Source organism: Erwinia sp. ErVv1 (assembly GCF_900068895.1).
Lineage (GTDB): Bacteria > Pseudomonadota > Gammaproteobacteria > Enterobacterales > Enterobacteriaceae > Erwinia.
On record NZ_CDPK01000002.1, the window covers coordinates 2,590 to 17,962 of the forward strand.

13 protein-coding genes and 1 pseudogene are annotated in these 15,373 nt (G+C 38.5%); 6 read left to right on the top strand and 8 right to left on the bottom strand.

The features are described 5' to 3' along the window. Positions 1 to 457 precede the first annotated feature (457 nt). Positions 458 to 736 (top strand): hypothetical protein, encoded by a 279-nt coding sequence (locus tag A1830_RS01540; RefSeq protein ID WP_067700754.1) that lies wholly within the window; start codon positions 458 to 460, stop codon positions 734 to 736. Positions 737 to 1,477: 741 nt separating this feature from the next. Here A1830_RS01540 and A1830_RS22450 read toward each other — a convergent pair. Further along, entirely contained in the window at positions 1,478 to 2,317 is an 840-nt protein-coding gene (locus A1830_RS22450) for a hypothetical protein (RefSeq protein WP_156484916.1), read from the bottom strand. 14 nt (positions 2,318 to 2,331) lie between these two features. Next, the gene (locus tag A1830_RS01545) at positions 2,332 to 4,032 is read right to left on the bottom strand and encodes a zinc ribbon domain-containing protein (protein WP_067700757.1); all 1,701 of its coding nucleotides are present in this window, start codon (positions 4,030 to 4,032) and stop codon (positions 2,332 to 2,334) included. A 77-nt stretch (positions 4,033 to 4,109) separates the two neighbouring features. On the opposite strand from A1830_RS01545, the gene A1830_RS01550 reads away from it, so the two are divergent. Continuing rightward, positions 4,110 to 5,267, top strand: a complete 1,158-nt coding sequence (locus A1830_RS01550) for an N-6 DNA methylase (protein WP_067700760.1) — start codon at positions 4,110 to 4,112, stop codon at positions 5,265 to 5,267. Positions 5,268 to 5,297: 30 nt separating this feature from the next. Here A1830_RS01550 and A1830_RS01555 read toward each other — a convergent pair whose 3' ends face one another. Genes A1830_RS01555 through A1830_RS01565 form a run of 3 tightly spaced genes read right to left on the bottom strand, consistent with a single transcriptional unit; the run spans position 5,298 to position 9,120 of the window. Beyond that, the gene (locus A1830_RS01555) at positions 5,298 to 6,212 is read right to left on the bottom strand and encodes a hypothetical protein (protein ID WP_067700763.1); all 915 of its coding nucleotides are present in this window, start codon (positions 6,210 to 6,212) and stop codon (positions 5,298 to 5,300) included. Then, on the bottom strand, positions 6,209 to 8,212 hold the full coding sequence (locus A1830_RS01560; RefSeq protein WP_156484917.1) for an ORC-CDC6 family AAA ATPase: 2,004 nt from the start codon (positions 8,210 to 8,212) through the stop codon (positions 6,209 to 6,211). The genes A1830_RS01555 and A1830_RS01560 overlap by 4 nt, the downstream gene beginning before the upstream one ends. Positions 8,213 to 8,214: 2 nt before the next feature. Further along, a complete protein-coding gene (locus tag A1830_RS01565) occupies positions 8,215 to 9,120 on the bottom strand; it encodes a phosphoribosyltransferase-like protein (protein WP_067700767.1) in 906 nt (301 codons plus the stop codon). Positions 9,121 to 9,593: 473 nt separating this feature from the next. Between A1830_RS01565 and A1830_RS01570 the strand changes: the two are divergent. Both A1830_RS01570 and A1830_RS01575 read left to right on the top strand, forming a co-directional pair. Further along, positions 9,594 to 10,544, top strand: a pseudogene (locus tag A1830_RS01570) (ArdC family protein). Positions 10,545 to 11,014: 470 nt separating this feature from the next. Beyond that, positions 11,015 to 11,941, top strand: a complete 927-nt coding sequence (locus tag A1830_RS01575; protein ID WP_067700770.1) for a hypothetical protein — start codon at positions 11,015 to 11,017, stop codon at positions 11,939 to 11,941. A 202-nt stretch (positions 11,942 to 12,143) separates the two neighbouring features. Here the strand turns inward: A1830_RS01575 and A1830_RS01580 are convergent, their stop codons facing one another. From A1830_RS01580 to A1830_RS01590, 3 genes are all read right to left on the bottom strand, one after another. Next, the gene (locus A1830_RS01580) at positions 12,144 to 12,647 is read right to left on the bottom strand and encodes a GrpB family protein (RefSeq protein WP_067700773.1); all 504 of its coding nucleotides are present in this window, start codon (positions 12,645 to 12,647) and stop codon (positions 12,144 to 12,146) included. A gap of 31 nt (positions 12,648 to 12,678) precedes the next feature. Next, the gene (locus A1830_RS01585; protein WP_067700776.1) at positions 12,679 to 13,047 is read right to left on the bottom strand and encodes a nuclear transport factor 2 family protein; all 369 of its coding nucleotides are present in this window, start codon (positions 13,045 to 13,047) and stop codon (positions 12,679 to 12,681) included. A 318-nt stretch (positions 13,048 to 13,365) separates the two neighbouring features. Next, on the bottom strand, positions 13,366 to 14,103 hold the full coding sequence (locus tag A1830_RS01590; protein ID WP_067700779.1) for a hypothetical protein: 738 nt from the start codon (positions 14,101 to 14,103) through the stop codon (positions 13,366 to 13,368). Positions 14,104 to 14,719: 616 nt separating this feature from the next. Here A1830_RS01590 and A1830_RS01595 point away from each other — a divergent pair. Next, complete coding sequence (locus tag A1830_RS01595; RefSeq protein WP_067700782.1) at positions 14,720 to 14,911, top strand: hypothetical protein; 192 nt, start codon at positions 14,720 to 14,722, stop codon at positions 14,909 to 14,911. A 154-nt stretch (positions 14,912 to 15,065) separates the two neighbouring features. Further along, entirely contained in the window at positions 15,066 to 15,287 is a 222-nt protein-coding gene (locus tag A1830_RS01600) for a hypothetical protein (protein ID WP_067700785.1), read from the top strand. Positions 15,288 to 15,373 lie beyond the last annotated feature (86 nt).

Genomic DNA, 15,373 nt, shown 5'->3' on the forward strand with positions numbered 1-15,373 from the left:
GATGCGGCCTTCAGTAAAAACGCAGAGAGGGAGATTTTCAGACATTAAGCAGGTTCCGTATGCTTCAGAAAGGGTTAAGTGTGCCACAGGGGCAGACAGCTTGCTATAAAGAGGTTTCATTTACTTATGGAAGGTACGTGTTCTGAGATAAGTGCCTGTTCAGAAACAGGCTGATTTAGCAGATGCCTGCTTTCGAAGTGAAAAATCAGTCAATTAATCTCACATTTCATTAACTTATTGATCTACAGAATCGATAAGTAATTGTATATTGATAGAGTTTATCGATTAAAAGTCGGGAGTTGATCGGCGCTCAATCGTATAAAACGATTGATAAATTAGTATTGATAGTCGTTAGTTATGATTTGTTGTGAATTTGATCGGTGAAAACGATATGACAGCCGCTTTGTTAAGGTTAATTCTATCAATAGATTATAGTTAATCTGGCGAGGAAAAGAGTATGTCAGAATGTGCATTTTGCGGTACAGAAGTGCAGGAGCATGTGTCAGTGTGCAGGGGTGCTGAAAGGATAGAAGGCTACGTCAGTCAGCAGACCATGAAGGGGCTGGTAGCCGTTGGAACGATAGTTGGCATTTCTGCAGGATTTTTCATGGCCTGTCTCACCAAATCCACGCCAGTGTTGGTGATTACTTTGCTCGCTTTAATGCCTGGCCCATTGATGATTCTGAAATTTAAAACCAAAGATAAAATCAGTTGGGTTCGTCCGACTGCACGTTAATGACTTTGCCGACACCAGGGAAAACAACATCACTAACTTTTCTGAATGAAAATCTCAGTGCAGTGAGTTTTTTGATCCTACCCAGTTTTAAAATGAATAAACGATTACAGCTTTACTAGTATCTGCCACTTTTACGCTGGCAGGCAGCAACTGAGCGTCGCAACAGGGAAGATGGGGCAGTCGATTAATTCCTCATTATCTTCTCTGAATGGGGCTCTAAGCCCATCAAACAGCAACAGTACAACTCTGGCTTCAGATAATCTTCCAGTGAACACCGTTACGGTCTGAGGGCAGTCCAGAGAAGGGTTAACCAATTGATAGAAAGCAAGAAGCCCGCTCAGGTTTCCCTGAGCGGGCTTCTTTAATTTGGCTTCTCTGACTGGGATCGCCTTTGCCAATAACTGGCTGAATAAAAAGCTAAACCTGAATTCGGCTCTTGTCAAGACCACCAAAGTGACCACCATAAATGAACGTGAATGCGTCTATATAAATAACATAACGATTGCAGGCTAAAGTTATCGACTCTCAATATTATCGACATCATTCCGCATATATGGAAATAAATTAATAGATAAACTTAACTGTGCTCATAAAAAATCCTTAACCTATTGATATTAAGAATATCACGATGTGTATTTTTAGCAAAAACACACATCGTGCAAATAGCCATGAAATGGTATGTGCGATATTATTTTTCAGCCCCTCCCTCATTTATGTTTTGGCATATAGAGGGAGGAATATCTAAAATCCATAATGATTGCAAAAAGAACGATAACATTTTTTTAATTCAGATTGTTTATCAGCATTTGCGCTTGAAGAGTAAAATACATCAAAATACTTTGAGAATGTTTTTTTATCTTTTCTAAGATCTCCAGTCCATTCAAATTGCTGAGCAATTCCATCAAGGAGGAGATTGAAAATTTCATCATTTAATTCTTTTACAACGTTATCACATACTGAAACAATAGATTGTATTGCATCATAACTAATGATGATTGGTTTTTCTAGAAAAGTATAATGTTGTTCAAGTCCGAGTTTTAAAGCATTTTTTGTACCTAATAAACCTGAACGATGAACTATACAGTGCCTCAGTTGGCATACTTGTTCATACTTCTGTAAAGCTGATATTACTGATGGTGATTTTTGTCTATCAATACGTAATCCAGTAAATGTCTTAATGGTTTCCAGTATATTTGACTCAGAAATAAATGTCGCATCTTCTAATAAAGCTTCTGGTAAAATGCTTTTTTCGTGATAAACAGCCGCAGCATAGCTAACATTATTTTTGAAACTAAATGATCTTGCTTGTTTATCAACAATTAACACTCTACGTATTATACAACGACAATAGCTTTCTACTAATGATATAAATCCCAGCATGATAAGATTTACAAGTAATTTCCATTCATCTGATTCACTAGGTTCACCCAGTAATCTGATATGAATATTTTTTTTACTACTGTAAATATCTATAGCAGAGGATTGAGGCTCTTGATAATTTTGATCAAAAAAATTGATTGTGTTAATGTTTGGAGTGACTTTTTGCCCAGAGATATTATATGAAAACTTATTGTTACTCATGATTTTTCTGCCATTTAAGCTAAAAATTCGTTAACCCAAGAACGAACTTTAAATTCTAACGCAGCAGCTCTTTTCTGAGCTACCTGTCTGACTTTCATAAATTCTGCCGCGGTATTTTTAGATGAAATAACATCCTCTACTGTTTTGAAATTAGTTTGCTGAATTACTAACTTTTGAAATTTTGTTAAAGGTAGTTCAAGTAAGTTTTTCTTCATACACAAACGAAAAGATGATTCATCTATAAGTTCTTTACCGCACTTGTGACAGAATTTCTGATTGTCAGATAACCGTTTTTCACCACAGTGAGAGCAGTTAGGTAATGTTAACGATATTTTTTCAAAATTTTCTTTAGACAATAACGAAAATACAGATCTTCGCAGAGGGTGTTTTTCAGAACGAGATGTTAATATTTCAACCAATCTTGTTGCGCTAAATCCTCGGCTAATAGAAAACGTTTTTTCCTTTATAAGGAAAGCATAATGTGGTGTAAAACGGCGTAATTTTCGCTCACGGCCATGAGAGGTGCTGGTGTGCTCATAAAGGAGACCTGCCTCAATTAAGAAACTAATTATTCTTTCTATTTTGTCAGAATCCATATCTTCAATGCCGACTGAAACTGTTTTTTTATAATTAACCTTATCCTTTTGGATGTTTTCATAATTAATTGCCTTCAAATCCATTAATATTTTATTGAAAATGTGCCAGCCGGATTTAATATACTGCCCATATTGCGGTAATTTATCAATAATTGAAATATACTCGTCATAAGTATACTTGCATCTGTCTTCAATAACATGATTAAATTTTGCCTGTTTAGTTTTAGACTTTGACTCAGAATAAGCTCTTATTAAGTTAATGTAAGCTCTTGGTATTCCGAATGATGCATAAATAAGAAGTCTATTTATATGGTTATCTTCAACTACTTGATTATTGAATCTTTCCTTGACGAGTGCATACATGAAATCAATGTATTCACTTTGTTCGACGTCTTGCCATATTAATACAGGTTCAGCATCTTGACCTAAATGAAATCTCGGGCCATATTGTGTAGTTCCTGGATATACTGATGCTTTAGGTGATATTCTTGAGGTTTTAATGCTCCTGAAAATATCGAAAAATTCTACCATATATTCTTTTGTTAAGGTAAGTGCGGCATCATCAAAAAATAGGACGGCTCTCTTTCTACCTTGTGTATTCGCACAGGTATCAATTATTGATTGAACAATATCAATATTAAGTGATGTAATTATATTGTTATGCTCTGGCAAATAATTCTGTTTTTCGATATCTATAATGAAGTTTTTAATATCAACAATAGAGATATCTTTAAATGGAAAAACATCATAATCCTCATGGCATGCATTTATTATTTTAGCAAGAACCCATGTGTGAAAAATCTCTATAGCATTTGAAGTTTCGTGGATGTATGTTTCTAGACGTAGATAATGATTGAATGACACATATAGTGGAAGAGGGAGTGATTTATTCTCTCTACATTCTAAATAAGCGTGTCGCATATAATGTGTTTTACCTGACCCTCTCGGTCCAACCAATAGTTTAGCGCCAACTTGCGTTAGTTTTTTTTGTACTGAGTAAAAATGACTATTATTTGGAGACCAACGCACAAGGACATCATCTGGAAGGTAGTCTGCCCTTTCCTCAAACTCAAAACTATCAAGGTCATCTGGGATATTTTCAATATTGTTTGTAGTCATAAACAATCTCTTTGATTATATACAGTAATTTAGTTAAGATAACACAAGGATTAAATAAACAGTAGAATTATAAATAAGTGGTTGAATTTAAACAGTTTTATACAGAGAGCAATGTCAGTGAGATGCTTGCATCCTTGATTGAGCAGTCGTATCCGCAAAGTTGCCTAGAGTTAAGTGCAGGAGAGGGGGCTCTAATCGATGCCCTACTAAAACGTTTTCCAAAAATTAAAATAACGGCTGTAGATATTGATGCGAGAAACGTAGAGTTTCTCAGCAATAAACATCCTGACGCTATTTGCTATTTTATGGATTCGACCACTCCAGAATTTTTTACTCTTGTGCCATGTGAATCATTCGATGTTGCTATATGTAATCCACCATTTAAATTTATTGAAGTTAATGATTATTTGTTGTCTTTAATTAAAAATATGACATCGAAGGTTATTAATGCAAAAAAAATTAGGGCGGAACTAGTTTTCTTAATATTAAATATTATGAAAATAAAAAAAGGAGGAGAGTTAGCTATAATTCTTCCCGATGTATTTTACTCGTCAAAGTCCTTTGTTTGGCTAAGATCATTTTTAATTTCAAATTTCGAAATTAAAAAAATCATTGAATGCAATCACAAATCGTTTAAAAAAACAGAAGCTAAAACGCACATTTACCATATTAAGAAGAATGGTCCTTCAAAATCTGAAAGATTATTTCTAGTGAGGGGTTTTACTACTATTTCATTAAGCCATAAGGAATTTGTTAATGAAAAATTAATCCCTAAGAGTGATATAGTTGATAGTTATTTCCATCTTTTTAGAGGAAAGAAAACTGGTAAAGAGTGTCGAATGTCTAAAAAATCATTTTTCCATACTTCATCATATAGCAACCCATCAGATTATCAAAGCGTAGAACCTCTAGCAAACGAGAGTATGGTTAAATTTGGTGACATTTTGATCGCACGAGTAGGAAGTAGAGTTCTTGGGAAAAGTATTCTATATACAGGCACAAACGCGATATTGAGTGATTGCGTTTTTTGTTTGAGAATAAATGACCCAGCCATGAGAGATTATATTTTCAAGGCATGGGAAAATGATAAGATTCAATGGTTAGAGTGCCATGCGACAGGAACGTGTGCTAAGCATATTAGTTTGGAAAATTTCAAAAGCTATATTAGAACTAAATTAAAAAAATATTTTACATCGGATATGAAATTTATCTCGAAAAGTGAAGCAAAGTGTTGACTAGGACTTTACTTCACTTTTCTAATTTGACTAATTATATATCTCTAATTCATACGAGTAAATTTGCCCAATCCCTCTACTTCGGTTAGCCGATTTTTCTGGGAAGTCGTATATGGCCCCTATTTGATTATCCACGTTGTTTTTTGCTATGTTATTTATTAGGAAAACACAAATTCCAATGGCCGTAGGCTTTGTTCCTAAAGAGGTTATAACAATTTTATTATGTTCAGATATAATATCATTAAGGAGTTCATTAACTGCATAGGGATTGGAACCTGGATATGTTATCAGTTCTGAGTTCAACATATTAAAATATTTCATGTGACGTTTTAATGAAATATTTTCCCATCCGGCTTTATAAGCCGGGATAGAGAGGTGAGCCAATAGTTGTTTATAACTTGCACCATCATCATGCTCTAAAATATGACCTAACCTAGAGTTTTCAAATCCCAGGAAAGATACAAGTGTTGCTTTATCATCCGAATTAGATTGATTATCTAGAGCAAAAGCCGGTAATGCAATAAATGGATAACGTTTGTCACTCAGTACAAATTCGTCATCACCTTCTGTAGATACTTCTTTTGCATATTCTTTAGGTTCTACATATATTATGGTGCAATATAAATGTTTGCCTGACCTATTCATTGCATCCAATAGGTATAGAAGCTCAGGGAACCCTAGTGAAGTTGAATCAATTAAAACTCTGTTAATATCGGATGAAATGAAGAATTCTTGCAATCTGAATATTTTATACTGCGTAGAGCCTATCGTTATTGAATAATTAGTCTTGTCAAACGTAATCGCATAATTTGGTGTGATTTTGACTTGATTTAAAACTGTGATTGTTCTTTCATCAATTGCTTTACCACAAGAGAAAGCATCATATTCTTCAGTGCAACATGAATCAATAGTAGGGTTTTGCCTTATTCTATTTATTGTGATCATAAAAGCCCCAGTTGTTTTACCACATCATTTGTATTTTCTAAAGGCTCCTCATCTAAATCCCATTTAATAATGAAATTTTTTAATAATCTATTAAACTTATTATCATCCGCAGTGAATATAATCGTCAAACTTTCTTTGGTTAATTTTAATTTTTTCTTCTTTCTGTAACTTATTCCAAAGTGTGCGGACAATACTGGGTGTAGCACATAGTCCTTGATCTCTAAAGATTCTAGGTTTTTTTGTTTAGTACTATGCTCCTCGATAAGAACAGACCAGATGATTGCTTCATTAAGTAACGTGCGAGTATCTTCGTTAAGTTCTGTCTCATCAGATAGATCCAATGAGAAATGATTAATTTCTACTTCACTTTGACTTTTTCTTATTTGGCTATATGAATATATTTTCCCCAATCTTGTGGCTATTTTTTTTAAATGAGAGCCATGTGAACCTAGATCAGATATTTTTTCTAATTCTAGCCCACTTGTTTTTTTTGTTGCCCTAGATTGAATAGTTACGGGAATTTTATCAAGTCTTTTTGAGGAAGTTTTTGCATTAAATTGTTCATTCAACAATACTGATTGATGACATAACTCTAAAAAATGCCTAATGTTACCTCTTGAGAGTAAGACGTATTGTTTGTAACCAGAATAAAAAGGACAATCTTTTGCAGGTGATTTCTTATAAATGAGAAGAATTACCCCTACCAAATAGTTATGAATCCACTGTTGATATTTATTAGAAGTCCCACTTCTGTATTCTATGAATTGTTCTAGCAAAGAATGAGGCAAAGTATTGTTTCTGTTTAATATGGCTGCATTAACTAAACTTGCTTCTGGAAATTTCATGTCAATAAATTGTTCTGCTTTCAATGTTTCTGTTTTTTTATGTAAAGCCAAACCATCAGCTATTATTGCTAATAGTTTATCATATAATGAATTATCGCTAATGATGTTATGAGCCATTTCGCTGTACGTTAAGCTTGGCAAAAATCTTTCAGCAAGATTCCTTATTTCCTTCAAATAATCATGTGTTTGTCTGTATTCTAGATTTTCTTCTTTACGAACAAAAAGATTAAGCTGCTTCTGATCAAAAAATTCCTCTAGTCTTAATGCCAATACTTCACCGGCAAATACATCAAAATTATTATTATAATGTCTTTCCAAATCAATTGTTCTATAATCATTCCGTTCAACAATTTTTTCGTTGCCTAAGGTATCATGAGATATGATAGCGTTTTTCTTATGAGCGATGCTAAATATTAACTGTTTTTCCCCATGTTTCATTAACGTGTTTATTATTACTTGCTGAGGCTCTGTAAGGTTTTCAAATTCATCAACGAATATATGATATGTTATTTTTTCAAGTTCACTAACAGCTGTATTTAGCTCATTAGCAATAAGATTTAGAGTTCCTTTTGTATTTAGCGAGAAAGGAGGTGTTTCTGTGAATGGCGAATTGATCCAGTTACATAGTGTGAATAATGAATTTTGTAATATTTTTTTTGCTTCAAACAAATATATCTTATCACTTCTGGCGGATAATTGATTTATTATGCTTTCCGGGATTTCGATATTTTTAATCGCTATTTTGGAATTTTCTGACAATTGATTGTGATTAATCAACGCCTGGAGTAATTTATTGTATTCTATGAGTATAGACAATGTCATATAGCTGTTAAACGCACTTGACCAATATTGCCCTAGCCAATTTTGCGATATGTGCTGCGTAAATGATGTATCAGGCCTCCAATAAAGCCCCAGGTTATTCAACATCTTTAAATCAATATCAGATCTATTTGGGCTCAGAATTGTTGGGAAACAGTAGTATTTTAAATACATAGTCTTTCCCGACCCTCTCCCCCCCACGATCACGCAGGCCTTTGAGGCATCACTAATATCAATTTCATGGTTATTTATAGGGAGAACGTACTTTGAATATACGTCATCAGGAAACTCCTCTGTACGATTTTTGGCAAATACGGAACTTAACATGTTAGCCATTTTTACCTCTTAAATAGTTCGTTCCAGTTTTCATCTTTATGCATTATCATGGAAATATTGTTGTTGGGGGTTGATTTTGAAAATAAATAGGTTAACTCAAAACCACCATACCCAAGATTTCCATTGAGACTGATGCCTTTACTTTTACACACATGAAGATAGAATTTTTTGAAGTCTTCCTCTGTGAGTCCCTCTACTGCCCTTAACATTTTATTTTCCTTAGTAAAAAAACCATGTGATTCATCTATTATTTCTACTGGCTTTATTACCAAGTTATCAAATTTTCCTTGAAGATCTAGATATGTTTTATTAATGGCTGAGAACGGTATGTAAATAAATTTAATATCACTTTCATGAAATTTTCTTTTGGTGAAAAAGCTTTCGAATTGTGACCCTGTTCCGATTATATCGTCAAACAAAACGATAGCTTTTATATTGTTGTTTTGAATTCGTGTGATATTGTGAGAGTTGATTCCAAGAGTGCTATCAAAAAATAATTTTTGCAATGTATTCAGGATGACACTACTACTTTTAACTGCTTTATTATCCACATCATCAATGGCTGTAAATCTAATCGGGATACTTTTACAATTGCGACCATTCAGGAGTTTCATCCAGTCTTTTATATTGCTTGCTTTATATATTTCTTCTTGTTCAAGGATTTGTGGTAACATGACTTGAAATATATCAGCACCTAGAGATTTAACTGATTCCTCATTCCTGAATATTAAAGAATTTAACATGGCTGCACTTAGATATTTTTCATCTCGACTTTGGAAATTATCTATCCATTTATTTAATGTCCGAATGTTAATATTGTCAATATATTTGTATTTAATCATGCCTCTGGTATTATCAAAGGACTTTTCAATTAAGAAGTCATATCGCTCATCAATATTTAAATTCATTATTTTTCCAATGTGTTAATTTAAATTGTTAGGATAAATAGAGAATTAACGATAATTCTATTTGTTATATATACATGCTTGGGATGATTTTGACTATAGCCACCGCAATCAATACATGTTTTTATGATAGTAGAAGATTAAAAGAAACAAATCAACATGTTATTGGTGTGTTTATTTTCTGTTAAGTAAAGAGGGTTAAGGTTCCGGCTGTCAAAATTCCCCAACTGATAATTACTAGCCCATTTCTCCACAGCTCAGCAATGGGCACTTCGCCCGACTATGCAGGGGGCATTTTTTTTCTCCCACGTGCCTTCCGTTCCCGTATCTACTTCCGATTAATCGTTTCCCAACACAACCTGTCCCGCAAGGGTAAATGGCACGCATTCTGCGCCCTTGCGTGCCGGAACGATGCAGGGAAAGCGAACCGTCAGGCGATACGAAGACGAAAATCACACCACTGACGGAGAAAAAATATGACGATTTCCCTGCATACCCAGACTAGCGCCCCTAACATCGCAGCGGCGACCAGCGTATCCCCGCTGGACCCGTCAGGCTCCTCAAAAACGAATTTTTCAAATACCAAAGCCAAAACTGATATTTATCAGACCGTCACTGACAGCATCATTGTGGCATTGGAAGCCAATGTTAAACCCTAGGCGTGTCCGTGGCAGTGTACCCCCGGTATATCCGGTTTACCGTGTAATTACGCAACCGGTATGGCTTACAGCGGAATAAATATCATGTTGTTATGGGGCAGTGCATCAAAGCAGGGATTCAATGATTCGCGCTGGATGACCTACAAACAGGCAAAAGCGGAAGGCGGGCAGGTACGGAAGGGAGAACACGGAACAAGAGCTATTTTCTATACCACGCTGGAGAAGGAGAATGACGACGGAGAAACTGACTATATCCCGATGCTTAAGACGTTTACCGTATTTAATGTTGAGCAAATTGATGGTTTGCATTTGAGTGACGAAACAGTTTTCCCGGCAGAGACTTTTGAGCCGTTGCCGCGTGCGGAAGCGCTTTTCCGTAACAGTGGTGCAACCATCATTGAGAAGGGACAGAACGCCTTTTTCGCACCATCAACCGACGAAATCCATTTACCGGAACGTCGTCTTTTTAGCGATGCTATCAATTTCTACGCTACGGGCCTGCATGAGCTGGTTCACTGGAGTGGAGCGAAAAGTCGGCTGAATCGTGAAATGAAAGGGAAGTTTGGCAGTGAGGGGTATGCGTTTGAGGAGTTGATAGCCGAACTGGGAAGCGCGTTCCTGGTGGCGGATCTGGGTATCGCTGGAGAGGTTCAGCATGAAAGTTATATTGCTGCCTGGCTGAAAGCACTGAAGAACGACAAACGCTATATTTTCAAGGCCGCCAGCGCGGCATCAAAAGCTCATCGTTATTTGATGGATAAGCTTTGAAGGGGGAATGCACTGCAAAGGAATGCGGCTTTGCGTGTAGGGGCCGTTTAAAACAGTAACGCTGTAGGGACATGAGTGAGGCGAGGCGCAGACAGGGCGAGCACCGAACAGTCATGTTCCTGCAGTGGAATTAAGACAACCCCAAGGAGGGATTGATGTGTAGTTACTCCATGTGATTAACTGCATTAGCTCATATCGCCGTACGGCTTTCTCGTACAGCACACAACCATGTATGGCCGCCAGTTAAGAGCTAGGAGCGGACGTTGGCACTGATGCGCGCAAAGCCGGGAATGTGTACGTAAAGTGCTGCGTCATTAGAGAAAGTTGAGTGGCTGGTCTAGTCTGCAGGCAGAGGGGAGCTGAGCCCGGTAGACGTTTTTCAGTTTGTCTGGCCGAAAGATAATTAATACTATAATTTTGAAAAAGTTAAACTAAGTATGATGCATAAGACGTGAAGCTAAAGGACAGATATGACAGCATATTCAAACTCTGATGCGGCAAGGGATTTACGCTCGGCCTTAGACAAGGCACCAGCTGGCGCTGTGAACGGAGAATGGTTCTTTATCACCGAACAGGCTGGAGTCTCCTCACAAACCGGAGGCTACATGTATGCAGACGGGAGTCACGTTGCAGGGGGTAACCACTCCTTTGAGAAGGTCCGGGAGGTTGTCGAGAAACTCGAAGCATCACGGATACAGCCTTTTAATAAGGTTATCGTTCACTGGACAAGGTCTAAAATACCGTTAATAAGGGGGCGCGTTACGGTTGACACACTATTCGATGAGACCATTGTGCCGCGCGATCCTCAAGACCCGATTTATGCGGCTGCCGCTGTAGCAAGGCGAGCTTTCTGGAAAATGTATGGCGACGTGTCTGATGGCTTTACTGCTGAACGAGGTGACGCAAACATACACAACCAGACGAAATGGTTCGGGCCGCATCGCCGTGTACTCAGCACTAAGAGCCGCACCAAATTAACGCTGGCCACTGATGGCCTCTCGACGCCCTGGGCCGGCATTGCAGACCCGGAAAATGGCGTAGGATGCGAACTTTTCATGGAATTAGATGCTTCGGATATTACCAGCCATCAGATTGATGACTGGGCTCATCTATTAATCAGCTTGGGGGATCTCGTTGCTGATGGCTATCAGGTCGCTGCTGATGTTGAAAAATATGGCGCAATCCTGTTTTGCACTCTTACAGACGAATATAACCCAATGACCCGAATCATCCTCAGCCGTGATGGCCGTCGGATTGATAATTTGCCTTTCGGTTCCGTTCCGCTGATCCGCGTAACGCCGATAGCAGAGTCAGAGATTGAACACCTTGGTCAATCTGATGAATGGGCATCAAGCGCAGCAAGACATGCTCTCGCGGAAAGGCGGATAGAAACATAGAAATTATCACGTGGTTATTCACACCCCCTTTACGAGGCATACGAGGCAGAGTGAGCCAGTCAACTTCCTTAAGGAAGGTCAGCATCAAATGATCGAACCTTGTTCCGCTGTGAGCGAACAGCAGACGTTGACTGATGACTGCTCAGTGAATTCATCGTTATTAAACACCTCCTCACGGCACCGAACTCAATCTCAATCGTTCTCAGACAGCTAGCGCTAGTTGTTGATGACGCTCTATAAATTTCGCTTTGAGGGCACTATAGCGATGAGCATCGTTCTTGCTGAGTAATACAGCTGCATGTTTTATCTCAGCATACTCTTCTGCAATGTCTCTGTTTCTTCGAAGATAATCACGGAAAGCAAGATGTCTAAATACCTGCATATCTCCGACTGCAAACGCATGGACTTGATGACTACGCTGATCACCACCTCTAATGAAATATCTGCGCCCCGCAATCCCGTTCTCACCGCGAGCAACATACCCGGCGTGGGCCATTGCTGAATGGTACTTATCCAGTTCATTGATGTCGGAAACTTCAAGTAGCATATCAATTACGGGCTTTGCTGAGAGACCAGGAACTGACGTGCTTCCAATATGATGGACATCCTTAGCCATTCCACCGAGCAATGTTTTTATCAGTAAACTTTCAGCTTCAAACATCTCAGGCCATTTATCATCGTATGGCACAACAATAATCTTCCGCATAAACACATTTTCTCTGTCCTAAGTGTGCAACTCAACCCTGAACCCCGGCATTGCCTGCAGCCGGCGTTCCCTGGTGAAAAAACAGCGTCGACTGGCCCTCATCCGAACAAATCCAGCAAGAGGAACGTAATGCATGATGGCTGCCATCAGCGTAAAACGTCCGATAGTGAAGCAGAGCGTAACCGCAGTCCATCTCCGTAAGACGGAAATCGCTGCTGAGAATATACGGTGCAGCCTTTTCACTTAGCAGCGACGCAATGGTCTCTGACCGGTCGACCGTCACACCTGACCGGGTGATTTCACGGAATTCAGGATGAAGAATCAGTTCCAGCCACTCCGGATCATTGCGCCTGTCGCCGTGAAGGCTGCACTCAAGCAATCTGAGCTTCTCCAGAAGCATTCTGCTTATCCTCAAGTGATTAAGCCGGACATTCAAATTTACCATAACAGTTCATGCGCTACTTCCGCTTCTGGCTGTGAGTTCAACCAATGGACGCAACACACTTATTGAACCGCTCTGCGGGTGATTAATGAATCTATGGTGACTCATGATTAGGGGACTCATAAAAAATTAATCGGGTTATAGAGCTAGGTGTTGTTTAAATCATCTTCCGTATTCGCTGGCAGCGGTTTGTGCCGCCGGTGAATAGAGAGGCCGCAGGGCGGACGGCAGGAGCCCAGAAACATCGCTGAGCGGCCCTTAACTGCATATTTAATCTCATCTCTTGGGTTTCCTAGGGTTTTTTTTCGGTTGTGGATCGGGTTCGGGTGCTGAATCTGGCGTTGGGTTGGGTTTCGGAAGATTTGTATTAATTTCAAATACTCTAACGTAGTCGCTCCAGCCCTTATGGGTCGATGAGATCATATAACCCATGATTGTTGTATCTTTTTCACCATGTGAACAAGGTAATACATATTCTAATAAATATTTATCAAACCTTATTCCTTCTACTTCAAAAGATTGATTTTTTTGATCGCCTAGGTAAACAAGAGGGATGCTTTCATCTGAAGAAGGGCGAAATGTTACTATATAATTACTCGTAACTTCTGACATTGCTTCGCATTGTCGAACCAGCCTTTCCTTCTCGCCTTTATCACCTTCGACCTCTCTTCTGGGCTTGTTTTTTGCCTGCCCTATGATAGCTTTAGAAAATGGATTCACTGACTGAGCATTGAAATTTACACGTAGCCCAAAATCGCAGCCATATTTTTTCTCAGGGGCATTTTTACCATTCTGATTTGTCTTAGAACTTTTAAATTCTAAATAATATTGTTCCCCAAAGGTAATTAGTGTAAAACTCAAGGCAGCCATGAAAGAAATGAAAAAACTGTCTTCAGATGCATGAGTATCTCTGGAGAAAGTTTGGGTAATTTGTGTCATGGCTTGCTCAAGTTTATAGCTAAGCTCATCGTAATCTTCTTTGCTAATGCTCATTCGCTCCCAGCATTTGCTCATCTATGATTTTCCTCGTTTTTAGTTCTTTAATTGCTGTATGCAACATAACTTAGGTAAAGATCGTCTAGATTACATGAATGGGGTTTCGCTATGCTACTACTTAAGCAGATAGCTATGTCTTTTCTTCTCATCCAGATGATTCAGATGATGGCTAATAAACTCAAGAAATTTAATTTCCCCCGGCATGAGCAAAATATTTGGACTGGCTTAAAACCGAACGCGCCCTATGTGTCTTAATCACTCAATAATTATTCATGTTGATTCGTCCTTTCTGCTGACTGGCAGTACTTTCCGTTTACGTTAGCGCACTTGCTCTTGCCGTCGTTTATACCGGCATAGCACACCCCGCTCGTAACAGCGGCCAGGATGCCCCCGTTCTTGACCTTGATGCTCCAGAACGTATGCAGGCTCAGCCGTTTTGCTCTCTTTCGCCAAGTACTGACAATACTGAACGCGGTGCACGTGCTGTACTGATATAAACCCGTTTTAGACAAACCGAAAGTCAGTTGGCTGATGCTTACTGCGGGATTGCACTAACAGTTTAGGCTCAAGCTGGGGCCGGGGAAATCTATGTCGGTGGAGCCTTAATGGTCAATTTTCGTTTACGGCACAACGAATGTCTTACGCAAAGAGCCAGTGTCTGGCAGAAGGGACAACGATTTACCGCCTGGCTTTCGCTACGTTGCTTATCTATTCCAGCACGATGGTTAGCATTGATAACGCCAGTCTCCTATCCAGTGCAACCATCCCCAACAGCATCAGCTGGCGCATCGGGGCATTTGCCACTGGCTTTTATGCACGCCGTTAGGTGTGCAGAGTGGATACCTCAGTTGTCGACTCTGTTAATTTCACGATGGCTGAGTATTCCCATCATATAAGGCTGTGATAAGTTAACCATCTAACATTTGCTACAATTCCTTATTTTTCTTTTAGGAATAATTTAATTTCATGTAGAAATTTAAATGAATAGTAAAATTTTTGAGCTGAATGCTACTAAAGAAAAACTAGCCAAGCTGATTGATGATTTAAACGTGTTAGAGCGTGAATTCGACAAAGCTATTGAACATTCTTCAAATTATCATGGACATGATGAGAGAATAGAAAGATTTAGAGACGAAAGGGCTGGAAGTCTGTTTGAGATTATGAATGAAGTTAAGAATCAAATATCGAATCAAATGTATTAGTCGCGACTTGATCTGACATATGACCTTGAAAGGTTGAGAGTTACCGGTTTTGATATAGGTGTCGAATCCTTATACAAAACACGAGG